This is a genomic window from Bradyrhizobium sp., assembly GCF_030654605.1.
GTDB lineage: Bacteria > Pseudomonadota > Alphaproteobacteria > Rhizobiales > Xanthobacteraceae > Bradyrhizobium.
Genome location: NZ_JAURXB010000058.1, coordinates 1 through 1,212 on the forward strand (window position 1 = coordinate 1; position 1,212 = coordinate 1,212).

Consider the following 1,212-nt stretch of genomic DNA (forward strand, 5'->3'; position numbering starts at 1 on the left):
CGAGGACGCTCGGCTTGATCGCGGTGATCAGCCGGATCGGCGTGTCCTCCTCGAACACCACGACGAGATCGACCGCCTCCAGCGCCGCCAGCACCTCCGCCCGCGCGCGTTCGTCCTGGACCGGGCGGGTCTCGCCCTTCAGGCGCTTCACCGAGGCGTCGCTGTTGAGGCCCACGATCAGCCGGTCGCAGGCGCCGCGTGCCGCGGTCAGCACCTTGACGTGGCCGGGGTGCAGAATATCGAAACAGCCGTTGGTGAAACCGACCCGCAATCCCTGCTGGCGCCAATCCGCAAGCTGCGCCTCGAGGCCGGCGCCCGACGCCACGATTTTTTCTTCCGCCGCGAGAAACGCATGCGGCAGGATTTTGCGGCGCAACTCGGCTGACGTGACGCTGGCGGTGCCCTTCTTGCCGACGGCAACGGCGGCGGCCGCATTCGCCATCCGCAACGCGGTTTCCCAATCGGCTCCGGCGGACAGCGTCACCGCCAGCACCGCGGCGACGGTGTCGCCGGCACCGGAGACGTCGCGCACTTTGACGGGATGCGCCGGCACATGGATCGTCTCGCCGTGGCGCGGCACCAGCGTCATGCCGTGCTCGCTCTGCGTCACCAGGATGGCCTCGCAGTCCGCCAGCTGCATCGCATCCTGTGCCGCGTCGGCAATGCTCTTTTCGGTATCGGCGCGGCTGCGGGTCGCCTCGGAAAATTCCTTGCGATTGGGCGTCAGCAACGTGGCGCCGCGGTAGATCGCGAAATTGGCGTTCTTGGGATCGACGATCACGCGCTTGCCGAGTTTTTTCGCGGCGTCGATGACGTTGCGGATCACCCGCGCCGTCAGCACGCCCTTGGCGTAGTCCGACAGCAGCACGATGTCCGCGCGGGCGAGTTGCGGCAGGATCGCTTCGATCAATTTCTGCTCGATCTCGGCGGAAGCCGGCTGCGCCACTTCCCAGTCCGCGCGCAGCATGTGGGTGGAGAAATGCTCGGAGACGAAGCGAACCTTACGCGTCGTCGGCCGCGACGGGTCGGAGACCAGCACACTCTCGATTCCGGCTTCCCGCGCAAGCGCGGATTTCAGCGCCGTGCCGGCATCGTCCTCGCCAATCAGCCCGACAAAGATGCAGCGCGCGCCGAGCGAGGCGATGTTGCGCGCGACGTTGCCGGCGCCGCCGATATTGGTTTCGCTGCGCCGCACGGCGATGACCGGCGCGG

The 1,212-nt window shown here is 67.6% G+C and carries 1 protein-coding gene; it reads right to left on the reverse strand.

What is annotated here, in order from left to right; all coding sequences use genetic code 11:
- Window positions 1-1,212, reverse strand: a 1,212-nt coding sequence (locus tag Q7U29_RS04865; RefSeq protein WP_304739089.1) for a bifunctional heptose 7-phosphate kinase/heptose 1-phosphate adenyltransferase, incomplete at both ends; no start/stop codon positions are given.